The organism is Fulvivirga lutimaris (assembly GCF_009711525.1).
GTDB classification, from domain to species: domain Bacteria; phylum Bacteroidota; class Bacteroidia; order Cytophagales; family Cyclobacteriaceae; genus Fulvivirga; species Fulvivirga lutimaris.
In genome coordinates this window covers 1-365 of sequence record NZ_SMLV01000024.1, presented here as the reverse complement: position 1 = coordinate 365, position 365 = coordinate 1, and the positions used below count along the sequence as shown (strand labels likewise).

At 37.5% G+C, this 365-nt stretch carries 1 protein-coding gene; it reads left to right on the top strand.

The features are described from left to right. Positions 1-365, top strand: a 365-nt coding sequence (locus E1140_RS21110) for a hypothetical protein (RefSeq protein WP_185153302.1), incomplete at both ends; no start/stop codon positions are given.

Here is a 365-nt window from a genome sequence, read left to right as displayed (position 1 = left end):
ACAGGGGAGATAGTTATTAATTTGGATCCTTATGCCAATGATCCAGGTGTGGATGGTATAGCAGATACCTACACTTATAGTATAACAGGTCAGAACACAGGTTTTAATGATAGTAATAATACGGGAACCTTCTTAGAGTTAGAAGATGATACTTATGATGTGATTGTTACCAATAATGATCTTGGTTGTCCATCAGATGTGGTTCCGGTAGTAGTAAGTGATATTCAGGTGTTGCCTACCATTGATTTCACAATGAACCCAAATACAAGGTGCGTAGCTCCATTCAATGGTTCAGTAACATTAAATTTAATAGACACAAATCCAGTGGACTTTACTACCCATACAGTAAACTGGTATGATGGAGC